We start from the raw sequence: 21,084 nt of genomic DNA on the forward strand, positions 1-21,084 counted from the left end.
GCCGCTGGCCTATAGTGAACGTATTTCATGAGGGTGACACAAAACCGTACGCCCATCTATTCATCAATAAATAATATATGAAATAGATAGCTGTTGTCAAGGTTCACTAAGGAAATTTAATGATGTTTGAAACACATCGAAAGACCTATATTTTAAATACATAGTAGTGCAAATTTCTCAAAAATGGAGTATGATGATTGTAATATTAAGTGAAAATAGGAAGCTCATCACCTTGGTTGACAGATGGAAGGGTTGGGGCTGCATGGTTGATCGAATGAATAGCAATTTTGCATATCGTAAAACATCAACAATTGTGGATACATCAGCAGAGTCACAACCGATTTGGTTCATCAGCGAAGATATTAGCGATGCGGACAAGCCCTTGCTATCACCATTGTTCCAAGACAGTTTCAATCAGTGGGTAAGTGAAACATCAGGATTAGCCTCATTTGAGGCTGGTGAATTTGTGATATTCAATAATGAAGCGGAAGAGATCTCATCTGAAGGTCTTTATGACGCTGAGGCTTGCGAGAAACGCGATGCTGCGCTTGCAAAGGTTGTCCAAAGCGTTATAAGCAGCGGTTTATCTTGCCATAATGAAGCAGATGATCTATTTACAGCAGCAGTGCCTATTCATAGGCGAGGCGATGGTGCTGTTTTTTGTATTCTTGCTTATGTGTCTCCAATTGGTCATCAGAAGGACATCGCGCAGCTTCAAATGTGCTCATTGCATTTTCGCAGCTGCTTTTACCATAAGTTTGAACAGCTTTATGTAAAGGATTTGCTTTTGCAGCAGCAGCGGGCTGAGCAGGAAGCAAGTAGAAGAGATTCATTGTTTCAAGCAGCCAAACGGCTTTATGATCAAATCGATGTTGCATCGGTGCTATCGGAATTGCTTAGCAGCCTGGAACAGCTTTATCCAAACTCGGAAGTTCATTTGTATTTGTCACAGGACCACTTAAACGGTGATCCGCGTGTAAAGCCGCTTGTTTTCAAAAACTTGGAGCATGATCTCGTCACCAAGGCTTTTTTGAATGGCAAATCGGTTACGGAGCATGACAGAGATGGTACGCTTAGGCTGGCTGTTCCAATGAACGGCAAACAAGCCGCGTATGGTGTGCTTTGTTTGTATATAGGTCCAGGCAAATGGGATGAAGCAGACTTGCCTGCCTTCCTGCAGCTGGCGGATACTGCGGGATCAGCCTTCGAGAATGCGAAGCTGTATGAGCAATCTAATCTGCTTATTAATGAGCTGCGACTAATTAATGAGCTTACGAAACGATTAAACCAGTCGCTTAGGCTCAAAGAAATTTTTCAATTTGCTACCACTGAGCTTTTAACGATATTTGATGCGGATTATTGCTGTGTTTTGCAGCTTAACAAAGAAAAAAATCAATTCATCGTCATGTCCAGTAATTTTCCATCCCTGACGAGCGAGCAGTTTTTGCCCGATTACGGGTTCTGCGGAATGGTTTATCGAACCAAGGAGCCAATGATCATATCCGATTACTGGCATACTCGTGTTGTAACGTCCAAGCTAATGGATAATACTGGTTCAAGATCGCTTATCGCCTCACCCATAATGGTTGATGGAGAGGTCGTTGGTGTTATTTTGATTACACACAAAGCGCCAAATTTCTTCTCCTACGATAATTATAAATTACTTCAAGTGATGAGCACGCACATTGGACTTGCTGTAACGAATGCTTCATTGCACGCTGAAGTGCGCCGGATGGTTATAACTGATAACTTAACTGGCTTGCATGCTCGCCACTATTTAAATGAACAAATTCAAAACCGTCAGCGCAAAGATCCATTCGGCTCACTTATTCTTGTAGATATCGATTTGTTTAAACGCATCAATGATACGTATGGACATCAAGTTGGTGATCGTATACTCATACAGGTGAGCAATATTATTAGAGGATCGATCAGGCAAGGAGATATTGCCGCGCGCTGGGGCGGTGAAGAGCTCGCGATTTACTTGCCAGGCATTCGGGCTGAGCAAGCGTACCGCATCGCCGAACGAATACGGGTACATGTGGAGATGGAAACGGATCCTGTCGTAACCGTATCCTGCGGCGTATCCGAATGGAAGTTTGAGGATGAGAAAATTAGCGTTGAGTCTTTATTTTATCGTGCAGATATGGCACTTTATGAAGCTAAGCATAATGGAAGAAATTGCATCATTGTTGGTCAAAACTAAAATCATGAACATTATAAAGAGAAGGATGCTGATTGCAGCATCCTTTTTTTTGTTCCTATTTGGAATAATGAGCTTGCAGGTTAGGGACGCTACTATAGAACATGTTGGACGGGAGGTAAGCATATGAAAAAAGAGAAAGCAATTAGCGTAATTGTGGTCACGCTTGTATTCATGCTCTCGATTGCCGGATGCGGAAATGTGGGTAAACATCGTTCACCTGAGGAATGGCTGTCTTTGTCTTATTCGGGGCTTGCCGCAACGGATCAATATTATTTTACAGGGTCGATGAGCATAAAGACAGACGGTGGTCTAGCTTTTAAACCGGAAGTGTTCGAAGGCAAGGTCGTGGATCATCAGCAGTTGACATTGCAGACGAATAGTCAGGAAACGATGCATTGGAATCCAGTAAAGGTGCTTGAGACGTTGAATCAGTCCAATGATGAGGTTCGGATCGTAAACGGCAGCAACGATGAGAAAACCGTAACGCTGTTGATTACTGAGAATGCAAAGGATTCAAAGGAGAAATGGGAACAGCGTTTGCGGCAGCAGCTAGATCAGCTTGGAGCAAACATGCCTTCCAAAGATAAGCCTTTTCACCAAGAATGGATGGAGGAATTGGCACGATCGCGCAGCCAGCTTGATGCCATGCTTTCGACCATGCAGGCGGCCACGGAGTATGAGCTCGTTATCGACCGCACGAAGCTGCTTCCGCTGAAGATGGAAGAGAAAACATCCTTTCAGTACACCTATAACAAACGTCCATTTTCTGAATCAAGATACACGACAGTAAGGTTTCAATCCTTTAACGGTGCGTTGAGCAACACTGTTCAGCAGATGCATAAACGTGTTACGATGGATTAGTTTATGATCGAAAGTTAGAAGGAGAGGAATTTTACATGCGTGATCCAAGATTGCAAAAGCTAGCGCGAAATTTAGTCGAATATTCTATCGATGTTCAAGCAGGGGAGAATGTGCTAATTGACATGGTTGGTTCAGAACGCGAGCTAACCAAGTGTTTAATAGAAGAGGTTGCAAGGCGGGGCGGAAGGCCGTTTGTAGAATCGAGTGATCGTTCTGTTCTTCGTACTTTGCTGAAGCATGCTACGAAGGAGCAAATGGAGCTTTGGTCGTCGCTTGATTTGGAGCGGATGAAAAATATGCAAGGATATATCGCTGTACGCTCAGGAGACAATGTGAATGAATTTGCTGGAATTCCTGATGCGAACATGCGCCTATACGATCAAATTTATAGAAATCCAGTGCACTCCGAACAGCGCGTTAAAAAAACAAAATGGGTCGTTTTGCGTTATCCTAGCCCATCCATGGCTCAGCTGGCCAATATGAGTACGGAAGATTTCGAAGACTTCTATTTTGATGTATGTAACTTGGATTATGCCAAAATGGACGCAGCGATGAACCCGCTTCAGAAGCTGATGAGTGAAACAGATCGTGTGCGGATTGTATCGCCAGGCACGGATTTAAGCTTCTCGATTAAGAATATCGGAGCGAAAAAATGTTCTGGCCACCGAAATATTCCCGATGGAGAAGTGTTCTCAGCTCCGGTTCGCGATTCGGTGCAAGGTACGATTACTTACAATGCGCCTAGCGTCTATTCTGGCGTTACGTTCCAAAATATTTCACTGACATTTGAAAACGGCAAAATCGTAAAAGCAGAAAGCAATGACAATGTTCGTTTGAACGAAATTTTAGACATGGATGAAGGCGCTCGCTATATTGGTGAGTTTGCAATCGGATTTAATCCGCATATTTTGCATCCCATGAATGATATTTTGTTTGATGAGAAAATTGCCGGCAGTTTGCACTTTACGCCAGGTCAAGCCTATGAAGAGACGGATAATGGCAACCGTTCCGCTGTTCATTGGGATCTCGTACTTATTCAACGCCCAGAATACGGCGGTGGCGAAATTTATTTTGATGATGTACTTATTCGCAAAGATGGCGTTTTCGTCATTCCAGAGCTTGAAGGGTTAAATGCTGAAAACCTCAAATAAGCAATTACGCTCGAATCGTATTCCTATGTAATAAATGGAAAATAAAGCGTTTTTCATTTTACCTCTTGCTGGATGCTTCTTTTCGGGTTATCATGGTGACAAAGGTAAGCTTTACTAATTTAACTGGAGGGATCTCCCATGTCCAACAACGCAGCAATCGTAGAAATTTCCCAAACGGCTAGCCAATTCACTTCATCCATCGTTCTGCAAGCCGAGAGCAAATATATTGATGTAAAAAGCATCCTCGGACTTTTCACTACACTAGTAGGCGGACATGCGTACGAACTTCATGTACACGGACCGGATGCTGAGGAAGCAAAAGCAGCAATGGCTGCTGTATTTGCTAAGCACAACTTAAATGTTAATGTTATTACGGATTAGTAGATCATATTTTTAACGAATAAGCACCTCTTCACTTTTGAAGAGGTGCTTTTCTGTTTTGACCTTGTATAATCGCTCTATTTCGTCTAATATAGTGGTATAGAAGACGGCGGATACGCGCACAGGGGGGAAAACGATGTCTTCACCGGAAATTACGGTACAATTGCATGAGAAAGCGCTTCGTCTCCTTCAAGAAGATGCGAGTAAAATAGAAAAGCTAATCGAAGTTCAGATGGAAAACTTGACTACTCGTCAATGTCCACTTTACGAAGAAGTGCTAGATACACAAATGTATGGATTCTCGCGAGAGGTTGACTTTGCTGTTCGYGCCGGACTCATTGCAGAGCTGGCTGGCAAGGAAATAGTGAGTAGATTAGAGCGGAATTTAGCTATGCTATACGAAGCACTGGAAAGAAAAGAGTAGCCTCCAAATGGAGACTACTCTTTTTTTTGTTTACACAAGGTAGAACGCAATACCGAGGATGACATAGACCATAATAAGCAGCACACCTTCATACCAATTCGTACGTCCATCACGCGAAACTGATTTGGCAATAAAGACAGAAACGCCGATGGCAGTTAATTCGATAGGCGTGAATACAATATCCATCGTGTTTCCAAATAAGCTACTAACGAGAATGAGCACAGGCGCTACGAATAAAGCAATTTGCAAGCTGCTGCCGATTGCGATTTCTACAGCTGCGCCGATCTTATTTTTCATTGCCAGCATGACAGCAGCGCTATGCTCCGCCGCGTTACCGACAATAGCGATTACGAATGCCCCTATAAACAGCTCAGACAGGCCAAATTTCGCACTGAATGCGTCAAGGGTATGTACAAGCCATTCACTCACAAAGGCCACCATAACGGTAGCTAGGAGGAGGAAGAAGATTGACTTTCCTTTTGACCAGGCTGGCTCTTCACCATGATCTGCATTCATGACGACATCAGAGAGCATATCCTTGTGAGTAACCATGGAGAACACCAGCCACAGAATATAAGCTAAAATCAGAATTCCTGCAACAGCAAGACTTAGAAACTGATCCTTCTCAAACGAAAACTTCTCTGAAACAACGAATACAGCTGGCACAAAAAGACCAATGACAGCCATGATCATGAGCGTAGAATTGTGATCAGCTAATCGACCGTTAAATTGCTGCTCCTTATATTTCAACCCGCCAAGCAATATGCTAAGACCCAAAACGAGCAATAGATTTCCGATAATAGCCCCTGTCAAGCTCGCTTTTACCATATCGAATTGCTGCGCTTTAATCAAAAATATCGCGATGATGAGCTCTGCGGCATTTCCGAAGGTTGCATTGAGGAAGCCGCCCAGCCTTTGACCTGCATAATGTGCGACACTCTCCGTGGCTTTACCAAGAAAACCGGCCACAAAGATGATCGCGATGGCTGAAATGATAAATTGGACTGTGTTATCCCAGTGGGCGTAATGACCGATGGCACTAAGTGCAAACATGAGGATTAACCCTGAGAAAAACCATTTTTGATTCAAAGCGTTCACCTCTTCAAATAGTTGCTGAAAACCTGATAATACTATAGCGGAAATAAGCAAGCATGTAAACTTTACCAGTTAAAAGGTGCATTCGATATGTTTATCTGATTCATGGAAAATAAACGACGAGATAAAGTTATTGTCACATATTGGAGAAAGTTGGTAGAATGATAATAGGATAAAAACCTTACGGAATTCGACAGAAGCCTGGCTGGTCGAACGATCATTAATGATATGCCTGGCTCAAAAGCTTCATGGACGAAAAAGAATCAACATTTGTATCTCGTTATCAATTACAAAGACGAGAACGCGGAGCTAAAGGAAATTGTTATGCTTGCCAACATTAATATGTTTAAGATTTACTCCTTCGTAACGACGGTGAATTAAAAGCTAGCAAGCGCGAATGGTGGAAGAATTATCAATTTATAAACATTTAGCCTGAATAGCATCTTGTTCACAAAAGCTTTTAACACTCAGCTTTGCTGTGGTATTGTCCGTCTGCTATAATAAGCCTATATGGCAAAATGAGGAGTGAGTCACATGACAGAAGAACTTCAAACGGGTCTTATCCGAATCTCTGATGATGTAGTAGCAACGATAGCTGGACTCGCAGCGCTTGAAACGCCAGGCATTGCGGCAATGTCGGGCGGCATTTCCGAAGGACTCGCCAAACGGCTGAGCGGAAAGAACGTGCAAAAAGGCGTTTCAGTTGAAGTAGGAACGACGGAAGCGGCCATTGATCTTCGTATTATTGTTCATTACGGCATTCCGATTCAAGAGGTATGTCGTCAGCTTCAACTGAATGTACGTGAATCTGTTGAGAATATGACAGGATTGCACGTTGTTGAAGTGAATGTGAAGGTAGAAGGCGTTGCCTTCAAAGAAGAAGAGCTGGAAGAAGTTCAGCAGCAGCGATTGAAGTAAATAAAGAAGGGTGCCTCTTTTGTAAAAGAGGCACCCTTTTTTTGATTCCATTAGCGCTTTGTAGGTTCTACACGATTTGCTTCCCTCGATATGCTTAACAATACGCCGATAGACATTAGACAAAATAGCAGGGATGAGCCGCCATAACTTATGAACGGAAGTGTAACGCCTGTCAGCGGTATTGCCGCAGTAACGCCGCCTATGTTGACAAAAGCCTGAATGGCGATCAAGCCGACAATGCCAACACCAACAACTGTGCCGTAATGATCAGGACAGCGGAGTGCAACGATAAGGCCACGCCATAAGAAAAATAAATAAAAGAGCAAGAAGAGGGCGCTGCCAATAAAGCCTAACTCTTCTCCAATGATTGCAAAAATAAAATCATTATAGGGATATTTCAGATAATGCAGCTTCTGGACGCTTTCACCGAATCCGGCACCGGTTAAACCGCCGTGACCAAAGGCTTGCAGTGACGACACGAGATGCCAGCCGGTATCCTGAGAATCGCTGAGCGGATCTCTAAACACGGTAAGCCGATCAATTCGGTATTTCCAAGGTTTTGGATCAATCGCCATCGAGATACTGAATATGACGGTGAGAAAGAGGCCGATAATCGTTCCTGACATAAATACCTGCTTTAAATTCGCACCGCCAGCCATAATCATGACCGTAGCACATGCAGCAAGCACTAAAGTGGAACCAAGATCGGGCTGCATCATAATCAAGCCGCAAACGAAGCCGACGATAATGATAACCGGCAGCAGCCCCTTTTTGAAGCTCCGAAAATTATCGCCCTTCTTCGTTATAAGAGCACCAAGATACAATATGATGGCCAGCTTGGCTGGTTCTGTTGGCTGTATGCCAAGTGAACCTATCCCGAACCAACTATGTGCACCATTGATCTCCTTACCAATAAACGGAACGAGCATGAGCATGATGACTACTGGAATGAAAAATAGCATGAAAAGGCGTTTGAAAACCTGATAGCGCAAATTCATCATAAATAACATAACCATTATGCCAAGGCCAGCCCACATGAACTGGCGCTTGGTGAAATACATGGCATCATCTTCTGTTACGACAGCGACACTTGAGCTTGCGCTAAATACCATTACAAGCCCAAAGCCAACGAGCAGAAGAGTTAAAATGAGAAGCAGAAAGTCCGGTCTTCCACGGCTACCGTTCTGCGTGGCTTTCATGACTGCACCGTTACGCTAACAATTGTTTCAATTGCTGAAGTCTTTGCGTCGCCGTACTCATAATTGGCTGTGGAATCGGGGACTCATACTCAAGGCCATGCGGGAAAGTGGAGCGTCCGATATAAACCGATTCGATAATTAGAACGGCATGAGGTGATTCAAGCTTACCTTCAATGGCTCTTGTTGTAATTCTCAAATAATAATCGGATCCGCTAGCGTGATCCTCAAGTTTCAAGTCGTATGTAGCGCGATAGTATTCCCACTGCCAACGGACAAAACCAACTTTTTCAGCAGATTCGTCTAAGTGGTCAAGTTCGCTTTTAACACCGTTTAAGCCGGTATTTTCAATAATCATGGTAGTTCCTCCCAAAGGTTTTGTGAAGCAAAACTGACTTTACTAGCATATGCTTCCATTTCAAAAGACAGAGTTGTACATTCTTTTCTCATGATAGTATGTTTCCCCAGCAAGCGCAACCCTTACTCCCACCCCTTGTTGTGAACAAAAGTGACATTTTGAAGAAAACTAATATTCCTAACGATTTAGTGATGCATTTGCTTCCTAATTAAGCCGTTCATCTGGTAAACTAAATGGCATGATAGGATTCGTAGTTTTTTTGAAAATGTAAGGGGGTTTGCGATTTGCAAACAGAGGATATCGTAGATCTACAGCTAGAGCAGCTATTTCCAAAAATGATGAATTGGCGCAGACATCTTCATCAATATCCTGAGCTTTCGTTCCATGAGCGTGTAACGTCAAGCTGGATTGCTACCCAATTAAGCGAGCTGGGCATAGAGGTCCAGACTGGGGTTGGCGGACATGGACTAATTGCAACCATTAAGGGAGATCAACCAGGACCGGTCATAGCGCTGCGGGCTGACATTGATGCACTTCCTATTCAAGATGAGAAAAAATGCGAGTATGCGTCTAAGGTGCCAAACGTTATGCACGCATGCGGTCATGATGCACATACATCTACGCTTCTAGCGATTGCGTCTTATTATTCGGCGAATCGATCCGCTATTTGCGGTGAGCGCAGACTGTTGTTCCAACCAGCCGAAGAGGTTACACCTGGCGGAGCAATGCCGATGATTCAGGATGGAGCACTGGATGGAGTAGACGTCATTTATGGCGTTCATCTGTGGACACCGCTCGCATATGGCTTGGTGTCGTCCAAACCAGGAGCCTTTATGGCTGCTGCGGATGAATTCGTTATTGATATTGTCGGACGAGGCGGTCATGGGGGGTTGCCGCATCAAGCTATTGATGCGATTATGATTGGTTCAACGCTTGTGCAATCCGTCCAATCCATTGTAAGCCGCAATGTGAACCCGCTGCATCCGGCAGTGGTGACTATTGGTTCTTTCCAAGCAGGTACGACCAATAACGTCATTGCGGAACGTTGCAGATTAAAAGGAACTGTCCGTTCGTTTGACGAGCAGACGAGAATGATGATACATGACCGGCTCAAGTCGCTTGTCACGCATATATGCCAAATGCATGGCGCGGAATTCGATTACCAGATGAGGATTGGTTATCCGCCCGTCGTAAACGATGAAGAAGAGGCTGAGCGTTTCTTCAAGGTTGGCGAAAGGCTGTTCGGTGAAAGCGCGGTTGTGCGTTCGGAAGCCATTACGGTTGCTGAGGATTTTTCTTATTACTTGGAAAAAGTACCTGGCTGCTTTATGTTTGTTGGTGCTGGCAATGAGAGCTGCGGTGCGACGTATGCGCATCATCACCCTAAATTCGACATTGACGAGAGAGCGATGCAGCAGGCAGCCAGACTTCTTATTGGTATGGCTGAGGAATATGCGAGCGGAGTTGTTTCAACCGCGTAAAAGCGGATGCTCAGGTTCTAAAAAGGTTATGCTCCCGATGAGGCCGCGGAGCTGATGGCATCTAAGCAGATACGCAGACTTCCGGTTGTGGATGATGGAGAGCTAGTAGGGATTCTGGCAATCGGAGATCTTGCTGTACGAGATATTTTTGCCGATGAAGCCGGGGAGGCGCTTAGCTCAATTTCGGAGCAAGAGTATTCAGCATCTCCTCCAACGTTTCATTAATATAAATAAGGCTGTCCGAGTGCGCTGTTAAACGCGCTTGGACAGCCTTATTTGTTATTAGTCTTCCCATACGGCTACTAATTCATTGTATTCGTTATAGAGCTCCGCAGGGTCCGATTCTTTGTTGTTCCAAATATTTGTTGCTCCCCAAAGGAGCAGGTCATCATCTGATGAACGCACCTCGTCTGCTGAGGAAATGACTACTCTTTTCTGTGCATTCAGGACATATTGGCCAAACGGATAGGTTTGATTGCCTCGAACGCTAACCAGCTTCCAGCCTTTCATTTGAATGGCATCATCCGTCGTATTCGTTATGGTGACAAGCTCGGCTTGTTTGTCCACCTCAATCGTAATGCCGCTTCGCGCCGCTTTTTTTACAGGGAAGCTTGTGTGATTAATTTCGGCATCATTACTCCATAAACCTTGCTTCGCTTGTTCAGCTTGCTGCTCCAGCTGCTTGTATGCGTTTTCCATCTTGACGTTAGGCTCTATGATGAGTACCTTCGCAAGACCTTCCTCAATGAGTGCCTCGTTTAATATTCGTCCATCCTTCAGCTCCACGATTGCCAGCGTACGATCGTAGCGATCTTTAAGCTCCTTATCGAAGGTAAGCCTAACCTCTTGCGACTCTGTCAGAAGCGTCTCAGTGAAGGCAGCAGCTTCGGGTCCGAATGGATCGGCTGGACTATCTTGTTTCTTGGTCTCCGGCGTATCTACGTAAAGTAGTCGAATCGTCGTTTCACTAGAACCTGTTTTGATTTTGAAAGTATCACCATCTATAAAGCCAGCTACCTGATACCATTGGTTGGTTTGTATAACGTTCGAAGAAAGCTCGGAAATGGCCGTACAGCCGGCAAGCGGCATGCAAATGAGCATGAGGAGAATGATTATAATTCTTTTCATAGATGCGGTACCTCCACCCCAATTTGCAGTTTATATACAATCTTCTTATTACTATAACACATCTTGAACATAAAAATCGCGCAGTTGTCCAGATACTTAAAGCATAAAATGGTGTTAATTTCTTCATACTGTGAGGAAGAGCAAGATCTAGGCTATTTTTTTGAGAGGCCGTTTTGATGAATTTTTGAAGGAGGAGAATGATGCAGCATCCAAACGATCGGCCATTAATTGTGCAATCAGACTTAATGGTTCTGCTTGATGAACGCAAGCCACATGCACAGCAAGCTAGAGATAAGCTCGTTCTCTTCATGGATGCAATTAGAAGAGCTGGAGCGATCCATACTTATCGAATGACACCTTTGACTCTCTGGAATGCAGCAGCAGCTGGGATTACTGGCGAAGAAATCATAGGTTGGCTAACAGAATACAGCAGATACGAGCTGCCATTTCAAGCGGAGGTAATGATTCGCAAACTGATTAGCAGATATGGCAAGCTTTGGTTGTCTACGGAATCGAACAAACTGATGCTGCACGGAGAACAAGCTATTTTGGATGAGCTTTCGGAACAACCGTCAATAACAAGCTGGGTAAAAGCACGGCTTCATGCCGCTTGGGAGCTTGATGAAGGCTGTAGAGGCGCCTTGAAGCAGGAGCTGACACGACTTGGATATCCTGTCATTGATCTAGCAGGCTATCATGTGGGCGAGGAGCTACCGGTAGAGCTGAGGAAGCATACGCTGCGAAATCGTTTGTTTGATTTAAGGGACTATCAGCAGGCTGCTGTCGAGCTTTTTTATAAGGAAGGCAAAGTGGAAGGCGGAAGCGGCGTAATCGTATTGCCTTGCGGAGCGGGTAAAACCATTGTGGGCATAGCCGCATTGGCTCGTTTGGGCAGAGCAACACTTATACTTACTTCTAATTCTACCTCCGTAAAACAATGGAAAGACGAGCTGCTGGATAAAACGTCGCTGTTGGATGCGGATGTAGGTCAATATTGCGGCACATTGAAGCAGGTACGCCCTGTTACGATAGCAACTTACAATATTTTGACGCATCGCAAATCCAAGGAGTCTCCTTTTACCCATATGAAGCTGTTCTCCGAACGGGATTGGGGACTAATTATTTACGATGAGGTGCATTTGCTGCCAGCTCCAGTCTTCCGGATGACTGCAGATATACAAGCGACAAGACGGCTTGGCTTAACCGCGACACTCGTACGTGAGGATGGCTGTGCTGAGGATGTATATTCATTAATAGGTCCGAAGCAGTTCGACATGCAATGGAAGACAGCCGAGGCTGGCGAGTATATAGCGGCAGTAGCTTGCACAGAGATTAGGGTTCCACTACATATAAGTAAAGCGGCTTTGTATGCACAGGCCTCTGCGCGTTCCAAGCTCAGATTGGCTGCGGAAAATCCTGCAAAAATCAAAGTTGTAGAGCAGCTATTGCAGGAGCATGCAGGTAAACCGACTTTAATTATTGGCCAGTATTTGCACCAGCTGCATGAGCTGTCCGCAGTTATTGGCGCTCCCTTGCTGACGGGAGAGGTGCCGCAGCTCGAGAGACAAATGCTTTATGACAGCTTTAAAGCAGGCGACATATCAGTGTTAATCGTATCCAAGGTAGCTAATTTTGCAGTGGATTTGCCTGATGCATCCGTAGCCATTCAATTATCCGGCAGCTTTGGCTCACGGCAAGAGGAAGCTCAGCGGATTGGGAGATTGCTGCGGCCAAAAGCGATTAACAATTGCGCATGGTTTTATACCATTGTAACGGATCAGACGAAGGAAACGGAATTTGCGATGAAAAGACAGCTTTTTATGCTGGAGCAAGGGTATCACTACGAGAGACTTAGCTTGCCGGATGATGAGGACAAGCTTGAGGAGGCTGCTGCTCTATGAAAATGAAACAGCTGCTAGGCAAGTTATCCGCTGAGCGCTTGGATCATATGATGGAGGGACCGCTTTGGCAGAAAGCTGGTCAAAGAGGCCTGTCATGGGGAGAAGCAGCGGTAGACGATGAGACAATCCGAGAAGCTGTTTCTATGCTCTCGCCGTATGCAGCGGAAGTATTGACGGAAATGCTGCGTTATTTTGCAGCTGCTCCCGCAGACGGAGAACGGCTCCTTAAAGTTCTTCGGAACAACACAAGCCTCTCAGGGGCGGAATGTCAGCTCGCATTGGCAGAGCTTGAGGAATGGGGCGTATTATTCACGGTACATAAAGTATGGGGAGAGAGTCTGTATTTTATGCCTGTAGAATGTTTCGCAGTGTGGCAGAGGATGTTATTCCCATACAAAGCTGAGGCGCTGACTGAGCTTCAGAGGGAAAGACTAATGAATGGTGTCATGCGACCTTATTGCAGGCCRCTTGGCAGACAGCTGCTCAGTGCCTTTTCGTTATTGGGGAGAAGCGGCTTATCTCTTACGACAAACGGCACGCTTCCCAAGAAGACGGTTGCTAAGCTGCTGCAGGCTGCAGATTTGGAGGAGTGCTGGCTTAAATCATTTGATCTGAAATGGTCCTACTCAGATATTTATCCTGTACAGGTTGCCTTCATTTTGGAAGCAGGTTTTGCGTTTGGGCTGTTAACAGCAGTGAATGGGGCATTGAAATGGAATGATGACCAGCTTAAAAAGTGGCTAATGCTTGATGAGACTGTCAGAGAATATCAATTAATGAATTGGTGCTTGGCGCTGCTGCTTCCAGCCGCAGGTGGAAACGCCCATTTGGCTGCCTCGTTGACGAGTCTTCAAGCAGGTGAATGGTATTCTAATCAGCGTGTGGATACGTGGCTTCATGAGAATCGGATTGTTGCCGATATAGGCCCGGAGCAAAACATAAATCGAACTCAACCAAGGCCAAGCTGGTTTGGTTTATGGCATAATCTAGGCTGGATGGAGCTAGTAGATTGTCAGCAAGCAGCGGACAATGAGTTTTTTTTCAGATGGAAAGCAGCTGCTCCATTACGTAAAGAGCCTCCGATGCAGGTGCAGGCGCTTGATGCAGTTGTTACTGTTCAACCGAATGGGGAATTAATTGTACAGCCAGAATGTCCCTTCTGGATAAGGTGGGAGCTGGAGCTGATAGCTGAACGCAAATCAGATGAGCAGGTTTCTGTTTACCGTCTTGAAGCAGCATCAATTACAAGGGCGCTGGAGCAAGGAAGATCAAGAGCCTCCATTCAAAGCTTTCTTGAGCAGGCATCAGGCGGAGATCATTTGCCTTCTACGGTAATCGCTTTGTTGGAAGTATGGACGAGCCGTGCTAGCCGTACTTTTTTCGCAGAAGTTGCGCTGCTGCGCTGCGATAGTGAAGAGATGGCGGCAATAGTGGAAAATGATTCTGGTGTAGCCCCTTTATTGATGGAGAAGCTTGGTCACTTGGATTTCATTGTTGAAAAGTCTCATATAAGTGAGATTCGAGCATGTTTGCAAAAAGCAGGATATCCCGCACGAAAAATGGTTCAGACAGAATTTGCGAATGACGAATATAAATACCCATTCGTTAGTATCGATATAGAGGGATCGCGCTTACTTGAGCTTCTTCCGAAGGAGGAATCAAAAATACCCGCTCCTTCTTATATTTATGAATCTTTTCCGCTTCATCATTATGAACTCAGTGATTTAGCCGCTAGGAAAAAACTGCTATTGTTTTCAGAAATGGAGCTTGTGCCATCCATGTGGACAAAGCAGCTGCGTGCATACCATCATTCGACAAGAAAAGAATTAATCGAGAAGGCCTTGCAATGGCAAACGCCCGTCCAGCTTCGCATGGAAAGAGAGCTTCGTTCGTTTGTGCCTGAGAAGCTTGAGCAGCAAGGCGACGGATGGGCCGTTGTTGGGCTGCTGCGTGATGACCCGCAGCGAGAGCAGATCAGGCTGACTCCTGATATGTGGGAAGAGATGTGCTTAGTGATACCAGGCCAAGGCAGCCCAATATAATCTCTATCTATTGGCTAATTAAATATGATATGATAGTGTAGAATTTAGCGAATGGGAAAGAGGTGGATAAATGCCAACTGCTGAAGGTTTAACGGCTATTCAGTTGGAGCAACCGCAAGGCGGCGTTTCTTCTCTCGATATGGCGTCGCTGCTGCTTTGCGCCTATGATTTAGGTGATTCGATTAATCAATCGGCGGAAGTTGCCGAATATTTATATTGGAAGTCAGCTGTGAATGAAGATGAAGAAGTGAAGCAAATTACCAAACGGTTCGATAAAGCGAAGATACTGTTTGAGGAATGCCAACGATTCGGGCGCTTTCATCCTGACTACAACGAAGCGAAAGACAAAGTGAAGCAAATCGAACGAGAGCTAAGCGAAATTGAAAGCGTTCGCCGCTTCAAGCTAGCCGAGCAGATCGTCGATGAAATGCTTTATGATGTATCCCGCATGATAGCGGAGTCCGTTTCGGACAATATTAAAGTGCCTGGCAATGAAAAAGCTGCCGGCGGCGGTAGCTGTGGAAGCGGCGGCTCATGCAGCTGTGGAAGCGGCGGTTGCGGTTAAGTTAGAAGCCATAAGAGCGAACAAGGAAGAAGCATAGGCTTACGAAGTGAGGTTTGCTCCGCAAACCTAGGTAAATGCTTACGAAGTGAGGTTTGCTCCGCAAACCTAAGTAGATGCTTACGAAGTGAGGTTTGCTCCGCAAACCCAGGTAAATGCTTACGAAGTGAGGTTTGCTAMGCAAACCTTTTAGGAGGGAAAAGATGCTACCGGATCGAACAGGTTATATCGTTTGGGTAAGTGATTTGAAAGCGGCAAGATCACTGGAGAGGTTCGGGACGGTTCATTATATGTCGCGGAAGATGCATTACGTTGTGATGTATATGAATGCGGAACGCTCTGAAGAGGCTGTGCGGCAGATGGGGAAGCTCTCGTACGTACGGAAGATTGAACGATCGTATCGAAACGAGATTAAGACAGAGTACAGCAAAGACAGCGAAGATAAAACTAGATTTTATAGTTTGTAAAGGTTTAGTCGAAAACACTCGTCTGATGACGTTGTTCGTAAAGCTAATCAATCGCATAACGAAGGAAATATTGGTAAAAACTTCAAAAAATGCACTAAAAGACGTTTCACGGTGTGCAATATCACTGAGAAACGTCTTTTTTTTATTATAATAGCCAGAAACTTACAAAAATGGTCGGACTTTAATTTTTTGTTGTAATCTCGGACAATCGTGATAGAATGGAATTAAATTCATAGTATAAAAGCCCTGGTTCTTTGGAAGGAGTGGGTTGCGAAGTGAAAGATAGAATGACGAGAAGATGGAACACATATGAGTCGTTTTATATTGATCTAGGTGACAAAAAAGTAGCGGATATCGTTATTACAAACCATGCCAAAAGTCGTTGGCTTGACCGGATAGAAAGTGAGAAAACCGGTTATGAAGATATAGCTGAATATTTATGGGAATGCTTGAAACAAGGCCGCATCGAGCCTTACTACCGCAATGAGCAGGACGTTTATTTAATTGACGACGATCTCGTATTTGTTGCTGAATTTGCGGATTCGATGACAGAAACGGATATAACCGGAACTCCGCTACATAAAATGATCATAGTAACTTTCCTTGGGCGCATGTCAGAAACAATCGAGCTAAGGGATCTAAAGTCCTACTATTCGTGGCTTCGCCATTCACGGCGCATGACTCTCGTCAAAAGCAGCAGAAAAAGAAAATGAGACTTTGTACCTATATATCAAAGAGTGGAGCGTCCAATCCTAAAACAGATTGCACGCTTTTTTTGTGCGTGTTGTAAGATTCTGTACAAGGTTTATAGTATAATAAGCACCAGAAGAAAGGATGATTGGACGATGGCGCTTAATTTTCATCAACTGCACATATTTTGCACGGTTGCGGAACGCGGCAGTTTTTCAGCTGCAGCGCAATCATTACATATGACTCAGCCAGCTGTTACGATGCAAGTGCAGTCACTGGAAGATTATTTTGGCACGAAGCTGCTTCAGCGATCAACGAAGCGAATCGAGCTTACAGAAGCTGGACGGGCTCTTATGCCTTACGCGCAGAGGAGCATCGATCTTATACGTGATACAGATCAGGCGATGTCAGCATTCACGAAGCAGCTTAAGGGAAGATTGCAGCTCGGTTCGAGCTTAACGATAGGTGAATATATTCTGCCGCGCTTGCTTGGTCCTTTTGGACAGGAATATCCGCATATTTCGATTAGTATGAAAGTTATGAATACCTCGCAAATTATGGAGGATATTTTGAATCATCAGCTTAATTTCGGATTAATTGAAGCTCCTGTTAATCATCCCGATATGCATATGGAGGCGGTAATGAGCGATGAGCTTAGATTGATCGTATCGCAATCGCATCCATTAGCCGATCGAGAATCGGTTACATTGGAAGAAGCGATGGAATATCCGTTTGTTCTGCGTGAGCAAGGCTCGGGGACAAGACTTGTCATGGAGGAGCAGCTGAGGAAAAAAAATATAGATCCTGCATCGATGAAGATCGTAATGGAGCTGGGCAGCACAGGAGCTGTCAAATCTGCTGTTGAAGCAGGCCTTGGCATATCTTTTATTTCATCTTCCTCTGTAAAACATGAAGTTGCGCTTGATTTAATTCGGATGATTAAAGTGTCGGATTCCAAGTTCCAACGACAGTTTTATTCGATATACTTAAAATCGGCTATATTGCCAATATCAGCTGTTACTTTTCTAAGTTTTTTGAGAGAGAGGGATTTGCAGCAATGGCTCTAATGAACGGACTTGCTGATTTGCATACGCACACGACGGCTTCTGATGGCATGCAAAGCCCCGCGGATAATGTTCGGCTAGCCAAAGAGGCAGGGCTTGCTGCGATTGCTATTACAGATCACGATACGGTGGCTGGTGTAGCTGAAGCATTGCTTGAAGGCGAACGATTAAACATTACGGTTGTTCCCGGTGTTGAGGTGAGCACGGTGGCAGAAGGAACGGATATTCATATTCTCGGTTATTACACGAATAATGACGACGAGAAGTGGTTATCGCGTCTTTCGAGTTTGCGCGGGCTAAGAGATCAACGGAATGAAATGATTATAACTAAATTAAATGAGCTTGGCGTTGTGCTGTCTATGGATGATGTTATCGCTGCGGCTCATGGTGAAAGCTCGAAGGAAGAGCTCCGAGCAGCCGAAGTAAGTATTGGTCGCCCGCATATTGCTGCTGCACTTATCCAAAAAGGTTTCGTTCAAAATATGAAGGAAGCTTTCGATCGTTATTTGGCTGCCGGAGCCGCGGCGTATGTCAATCCACCGAGATTGACTCCATTTGAGGCGATTGACTGGATTAGAGAAGCGGGAGGCACAAGTGTTATTGCGCATCCTGGTTTATACAACAATGATTCTTTAGTCGAAGAACTGGTACGTTATGGCGTGCAGGGCATCGAGGTGTTCCATTCGGATCATGGACCGGAAGAAGAGCAAAGATACGGGCAGCTTGCAGCGGACTTCAACCTGATCGTTACAGGTGGATCGGATTTCCATGGATCGCGTCAAGGCGTTGTATTTCATGGCGAGGTGGGCAGCCGTACCGTAAATGCAAATGTGCTAAAGCAGCTTCAGCCTTCAGGATGATGACCTTAGCAATCTGAGGACTTGAAGTGAACGCTTTACTATGCAATGAAACGAATTGTTATTGAAAGAGGCAATCTTAAGGGCTTATAACCTTTGGACTGCCTCTTTTTTGTGGTTTCGGGCGAATTTTTTGCATTTGGAAAAGGGCGGAATAGATATTTGTAGTTATTATGCAAATTTTGAATTAATAAATCATAAATATGGTTTTAAACACCATAATTCAATATAAATATGACAAAATAGTGACGAAAATGAGCAAACGTAAATTTCATAAATCATTTACAAAGTGAAAATTATAGATTTTGTCGATTTTTATTTAATAGAAGCTGCCAAGAAAAAACCCACTAGGGAGGTTGGTTATACGCTTTCAAAAAAAATGACTATTAGCTCATTCCTCCATCAACACCCTCGATTCGACAAAATCTGCAAATGATTGGAAGTTAAATATTTGGCTTTTAGCAAGAAAATCGAAGCAAATGATAGAAAACGATAGATAATAGCAGATGTATTCGTTTTATTGAAAACTGGTGAGATTTTACAATTCTGATAATGATGAGATAGGTTGAAAGTAGAAAAAGAAACGTAGCAATGGTTCGTAATCGCCATTGCTAAATGAAGGAGTGGATAGTTATTCAGTACATGCTGTATGCGACAACCGTTGTTTTTCTCATCTTTCAACTGCTGTATACGGTTATTCCGTTGTTCTTCAGCAAGGTGCGAAAGCTCAATAACGAGCTTGATGAGAAGTCGTTATCGGTCCTGGTTCCTGCGTATAACGAGGAGCTTACGATCAAAAATTGCATCGATGCGATGCAGGGTCTGCATTATCAGAATCATGAGATCATTATCGTAAATGACGGCTCTAAAGATCGAACCTTTAACAAGCTGCAAGAGCTATTGGACCTTCGGAATGATTACAGAAAGGCTAGTCAAAAACTGAAATATAAAAGAATTAGAGGTTTTTACCGTTCAAGCAAATTTCCCAACATCTACGTCATGGACAAAATGAATGGCGGCAAAGCCGATTCACTCAATGCTGGCATCGATTATGCGAATGGAGAAATTGTTATTACGCTTGATGCTGACAGTATGCTGGAAGTAAACTCCTTAAAATACGTAAACCAATATTTTCACGAAAGCGACATTATTGCCCTAGGGGGAACCGTCAAAATCGTACAAGGCGCAGAACGACAAGACGGCGTCATTATGGAGAAATTTATAGGAAAAGGCATTATAAAGAGCCAAGTCATTAGTTATATCCACAGCTTCTACGTCCGCAAATTAACACAATCGCTATTTAACTCCATCGTCGTTATCTCAGGGGCATTCGGAGCCTTCTACAAAGAACTCATGTTTGATGTGAACGGGTTCAGAAGCACGGTTGGCGAGGATATCGACATCACTTTAAAAATCCACGAGTACATGAAAGCAAATAAACTCAAAAAAAGACTGGTCTATGCGCCGGAGGCGGTATGCTACACCGAATGTCCGGAAAATATGAAAAACTTCTACAAGCAGCGTATTCGTTGGCAGAAAGCGTTTGTGGATTGTATCCTCATTTATTGGTCGAAATTATCTCGGAGCTTCAGCATCGGCGTCAGCTTGTTTTTTGCAATAGACGGCTTCGTACTTGGTACGTTAACCGCATTTACGACGATTTTCCACATGGCGCACGCCATTACATCGGGCAGCGGCATATGGGCAGCGATTGTACTATTCCTTGTCACGATGTTAGTGAATGCAATTCAAATCGTGATATCACTCTATTTGTGCAAAAAATATGGCAGTAATTATTCGTTGCTAGATTATATTAAGATGTTCGGATTTAGTCAGTTGGAATTGTTCACTTACCGATTTGTGCTCCTCTACATTAACATCATTGGAACATTCAAATATTTCGACAATGATGAAGGATGGGGTTTTGTCGAACGCAAGGGCGTCGCATCCATTAGCCCAAATACAGTGGCAAGTTCGAGATAATATTGGAGGGACATTATGAGCAGCACAGCCCATGTTCAAAATAATCGAATTATGTATATTGATTTATTAAGGATTCTCTCCATAGTAGCCGTCATCGTGCTTCATATTACTGCATCCTTGCTGACCCGAACGAATGACTTTACGACAACCTCATGGTGGGTCAGCAATGTGTTCAACTCAATTTGCCGCTTTGCTGTTCCGGTATTTTTTATGATCAGCGGTGCCATGATTTTGAGAATCGAAGTGAAGTCCTATAAAGGATTTTATAAGAAAAGAATACTGCCTCTGATCATTCCTTTGCTTACATGGTCATTAATTT

The 21,084-nt window shown here is 44.2% G+C and carries 20 protein-coding genes and 1 pseudogene; 17 read left to right on the plus strand and 4 right to left on the minus strand.

The window, feature by feature from the left end; translation table 11 throughout:
- Positions 1 to 232: 232 nt before the first annotated feature.
- From AC1DSE_RS08815 to AC1DSE_RS08835, 5 genes are all read left to right on the plus strand, one after another.
- A complete protein-coding gene (locus tag AC1DSE_RS08815; RefSeq protein WP_477512356.1) occupies positions 233 to 2,206 on the plus strand; it encodes a sensor domain-containing diguanylate cyclase in 1,974 nt (657 codons plus the stop codon).
- 123 nt (positions 2,207 to 2,329) lie between these two features.
- Positions 2,330 to 3,067, plus strand: coding sequence for a hypothetical protein (locus AC1DSE_RS08820; protein WP_477512355.1), 738 nt, complete (start codon positions 2,330 to 2,332; stop codon positions 3,065 to 3,067).
- 35 nt (positions 3,068 to 3,102) lie between these two features.
- A complete protein-coding gene (locus AC1DSE_RS08825) occupies positions 3,103 to 4,218 on the plus strand; it encodes an aminopeptidase (RefSeq protein ID WP_475448907.1) in 1,116 nt (371 codons plus the stop codon).
- Positions 4,219 to 4,356: 138 nt separating this feature from the next.
- Complete coding sequence (locus tag AC1DSE_RS08830) at positions 4,357 to 4,599, plus strand: HPr family phosphocarrier protein (protein WP_076268246.1); 243 nt, start codon at positions 4,357 to 4,359, stop codon at positions 4,597 to 4,599.
- A gap of 136 nt (positions 4,600 to 4,735) precedes the next feature.
- Positions 4,736 to 5,023: an Fpa/YlaN family protein gene (locus tag AC1DSE_RS08835; RefSeq protein WP_054028048.1), complete on the plus strand. Its 288-nt coding sequence runs from the start codon at positions 4,736 to 4,738 to the stop codon at positions 5,021 to 5,023.
- Between the two features lie 30 nt (positions 5,024 to 5,053).
- Here the strand turns inward: AC1DSE_RS08835 and cax are convergent, their stop codons facing one another.
- Complete coding sequence (gene cax, locus AC1DSE_RS08840; protein ID WP_076268247.1) at positions 5,054 to 6,112, minus strand: calcium/proton exchanger; 1,059 nt, start codon at positions 6,110 to 6,112, stop codon at positions 5,054 to 5,056.
- Positions 6,113 to 6,652: 540 nt separating this feature from the next.
- Here cax and AC1DSE_RS08845 point away from each other — a divergent pair.
- Entirely contained in the window at positions 6,653 to 7,036 is a 384-nt protein-coding gene (locus AC1DSE_RS08845) for an Asp23/Gls24 family envelope stress response protein (protein WP_076268249.1), read from the plus strand.
- A 50-nt stretch (positions 7,037 to 7,086) separates the two neighbouring features.
- Here AC1DSE_RS08845 and ftsW read toward each other — a convergent pair whose 3' ends face one another.
- The gene (ftsW, locus tag AC1DSE_RS08850; protein ID WP_477512354.1) at positions 7,087 to 8,235 is read right to left on the minus strand and encodes a putative lipid II flippase FtsW; all 1,149 of its coding nucleotides are present in this window, start codon (positions 8,233 to 8,235) and stop codon (positions 7,087 to 7,089) included.
- Between the two features lie 10 nt (positions 8,236 to 8,245).
- Positions 8,246 to 8,590, minus strand: a complete 345-nt coding sequence (locus tag AC1DSE_RS08855; RefSeq protein WP_076268251.1) for a YugN family protein — start codon at positions 8,588 to 8,590, stop codon at positions 8,246 to 8,248.
- A 335-nt stretch (positions 8,591 to 8,925) separates the two neighbouring features.
- Here AC1DSE_RS08855 and AC1DSE_RS08860 point away from each other — a divergent pair, with 335 nt between their 5' ends.
- Together AC1DSE_RS08860 and AC1DSE_RS08865 are read left to right on the plus strand one after the other, a co-directional pair.
- Positions 8,926 to 10,071 (plus strand): amidohydrolase, encoded by a 1,146-nt coding sequence (locus AC1DSE_RS08860; protein ID WP_477512364.1) that lies wholly within the window; start codon positions 8,926 to 8,928, stop codon positions 10,069 to 10,071.
- 36 nt (positions 10,072 to 10,107) lie between these two features.
- Positions 10,108 to 10,296: pseudogene (locus tag AC1DSE_RS08865) on the plus strand (CBS domain-containing protein); the annotation flags it as partial.
- A 57-nt stretch (positions 10,297 to 10,353) separates the two neighbouring features.
- Here AC1DSE_RS08865 and AC1DSE_RS08870 read toward each other — a convergent pair.
- On the minus strand, positions 10,354 to 11,199 hold the full coding sequence (locus tag AC1DSE_RS08870) for a thermonuclease family protein (protein ID WP_339208820.1): 846 nt from the start codon (positions 11,197 to 11,199) through the stop codon (positions 10,354 to 10,356).
- A 197-nt stretch (positions 11,200 to 11,396) separates the two neighbouring features.
- On the opposite strand from AC1DSE_RS08870, the gene AC1DSE_RS08875 reads away from it, so the two are divergent.
- From AC1DSE_RS08875 to AC1DSE_RS08915, 9 genes are all read left to right on the plus strand, one after another.
- Positions 11,397 to 13,100, plus strand: a complete 1,704-nt coding sequence (locus AC1DSE_RS08875) for a DNA repair helicase XPB (protein ID WP_477512352.1) — start codon at positions 11,397 to 11,399, stop codon at positions 13,098 to 13,100.
- Positions 13,097 to 15,142 carry a helicase-associated domain-containing protein gene (locus tag AC1DSE_RS08880; protein WP_477512351.1) on the plus strand — a complete coding sequence of 682 codons (2,046 nt, stop codon included), beginning with the start codon at positions 13,097 to 13,099 and terminating at the stop codon, positions 15,140 to 15,142. The genes AC1DSE_RS08875 and AC1DSE_RS08880 overlap by 4 nt, the downstream gene beginning before the upstream one ends.
- 70 nt (positions 15,143 to 15,212) lie before the next feature.
- Positions 15,213 to 15,707 carry a YlbF/YmcA family competence regulator gene (locus tag AC1DSE_RS08885; RefSeq protein ID WP_477512350.1) on the plus strand — a complete coding sequence of 165 codons (495 nt, stop codon included), beginning with the start codon at positions 15,213 to 15,215 and terminating at the stop codon, positions 15,705 to 15,707.
- A 200-nt stretch (positions 15,708 to 15,907) separates the two neighbouring features.
- Entirely contained in the window at positions 15,908 to 16,171 is a 264-nt protein-coding gene (locus AC1DSE_RS08890) for a YlbG family protein (RefSeq protein WP_053375618.1), read from the plus strand.
- Between the two features lie 287 nt (positions 16,172 to 16,458).
- The gene (locus tag AC1DSE_RS08895; protein WP_372238996.1) at positions 16,459 to 16,884 is read left to right on the plus strand and encodes a hypothetical protein; all 426 of its coding nucleotides are present in this window, start codon (positions 16,459 to 16,461) and stop codon (positions 16,882 to 16,884) included.
- A gap of 132 nt (positions 16,885 to 17,016) precedes the next feature.
- A complete protein-coding gene (locus tag AC1DSE_RS08900; RefSeq protein ID WP_076268257.1) occupies positions 17,017 to 17,928 on the plus strand; it encodes a selenium metabolism-associated LysR family transcriptional regulator in 912 nt (303 codons plus the stop codon).
- Positions 17,919 to 18,785, plus strand: a complete 867-nt coding sequence (locus AC1DSE_RS08905; protein ID WP_477512348.1) for a PHP domain-containing protein — start codon at positions 17,919 to 17,921, stop codon at positions 18,783 to 18,785. The genes AC1DSE_RS08900 and AC1DSE_RS08905 overlap by 10 nt, the downstream gene beginning before the upstream one ends.
- 630 nt (positions 18,786 to 19,415) lie before the next feature.
- Positions 19,416 to 20,765, plus strand: coding sequence for a glycosyltransferase family 2 protein (locus AC1DSE_RS08910; protein ID WP_477527598.1), 1,350 nt, complete (start codon positions 19,416 to 19,418; stop codon positions 20,763 to 20,765).
- 15 nt (positions 20,766 to 20,780) lie between these two features.
- Positions 20,781 to 21,084, plus strand: a 304-nt coding sequence (locus AC1DSE_RS08915; protein WP_477527597.1) for an acyltransferase, incomplete at its 3' end; no start/stop codon positions are given.

Source organism: Paenibacillus sp. 01L418 (genome assembly GCF_056400045.1).

Excerpts from the sequence above, each read along its gene's own strand:
- AC1DSE_RS08830 (WP_076268246.1), top strand. The coding sequence starts at position 4,357 with ATGTCCAACAACGCAGCAATCGTAGAAATTTCCCAAACGGCTAGCCAA.
- AC1DSE_RS08855 (WP_076268251.1), bottom strand. The coding sequence starts at position 8,590 with ATGATTATTGAAAATACCGGCTTAAACGGTGTTAAAAGCGAACTTGAC.
- AC1DSE_RS08905 (WP_477512348.1), top strand. The coding sequence starts at position 17,919 with ATGGCTCTAATGAACGGACTTGCTGATTTGCATACGCACACGACGGCT.
- AC1DSE_RS08820 (WP_477512355.1), top strand. The coding sequence starts at position 2,330 with ATGAAAAAAGAGAAAGCAATTAGCGTAATTGTGGTCACGCTTGTATTC.
- AC1DSE_RS08860 (WP_477512364.1), top strand. The coding sequence starts at position 8,926 with ATGATGAATTGGCGCAGACATCTTCATCAATATCCTGAGCTTTCGTTC.
- AC1DSE_RS08825 (WP_475448907.1), top strand. The coding sequence starts at position 3,103 with ATGCGTGATCCAAGATTGCAAAAGCTAGCGCGAAATTTAGTCGAATAT.
- AC1DSE_RS08845 (WP_076268249.1), top strand. The coding sequence starts at position 6,653 with ATGACAGAAGAACTTCAAACGGGTCTTATCCGAATCTCTGATGATGTA.
- AC1DSE_RS08885 (WP_477512350.1), top strand. The coding sequence starts at position 15,213 with ATGCCAACTGCTGAAGGTTTAACGGCTATTCAGTTGGAGCAACCGCAA.
- ftsW (WP_477512354.1), bottom strand. The coding sequence starts at position 8,235 with ATGAAAGCCACGCAGAACGGTAGCCGTGGAAGACCGGACTTTCTGCTT.
- AC1DSE_RS08895 (WP_372238996.1), top strand. The coding sequence starts at position 16,459 with ATGACGAGAAGATGGAACACATATGAGTCGTTTTATATTGATCTAGGT.
- AC1DSE_RS08875 (WP_477512352.1), top strand. The coding sequence starts at position 11,397 with ATGATGCAGCATCCAAACGATCGGCCATTAATTGTGCAATCAGACTTA.
- AC1DSE_RS08900 (WP_076268257.1), top strand. The coding sequence starts at position 17,017 with ATGGCGCTTAATTTTCATCAACTGCACATATTTTGCACGGTTGCGGAA.
- AC1DSE_RS08870 (WP_339208820.1), bottom strand. The coding sequence starts at position 11,199 with ATGAAAAGAATTATAATCATTCTCCTCATGCTCATTTGCATGCCGCTT.
- AC1DSE_RS08890 (WP_053375618.1), top strand. The coding sequence starts at position 15,908 with ATGCTACCGGATCGAACAGGTTATATCGTTTGGGTAAGTGATTTGAAA.